At 75.9% G+C, this 390-nt stretch carries 1 protein-coding gene; it reads left to right on the top strand.

The window, feature by feature from the left end; translation table 11 throughout:
- Positions 1 to 339 (top strand): SURF1 family cytochrome oxidase biogenesis protein (locus AC066S_RS39955; protein WP_478272088.1); only part of this gene is annotated, 339 nt, incomplete at its 5' end.
- Positions 340 to 390 lie beyond the last annotated feature (51 nt).

Raw genomic sequence — 390 nt, 5'->3', positions numbered from 1 at the left:
AACGACCCGGCCGCGCAACGCTGGTACTCGCGCGACGTGGCCTCCATCGCGGCGGACCGGCAACTGCCGCGCGCCGCGCCGTTCTTCATCGACGCGGGCCTGCCCGCGAAGCGGCCGGCGGCGCCAGCGGCCGCGGAGGGTGCGGTGGCGAGCGCCGGTCCCTGGCCCCGCGCCGGCCTGACCGTGATCCGCTTCCCCAACAGCCACCTCGTGTACGCCCTCACCTGGTATGGGCTCGCGCTGATGGTTGTCGGCGCGGGCTGGTATGTGGCACGCTACGAGTTTCGCTCGCGCGCAGCCGACCGTGCCCTCCACCCCTCCGACCGCTCCACGCCCTGATACCGGCCCGGGCGCCGTCCCGCCCGCGGCGCCCGGCGCCAGGCCATCTGC

It is taken from the genome of Bradyrhizobium sp. CFUWI (genome assembly GCF_056429085.1).
Note: the sequence above shows the minus strand (reverse complement) of the source record. Positions and strands in the feature narration are given on the sequence as shown.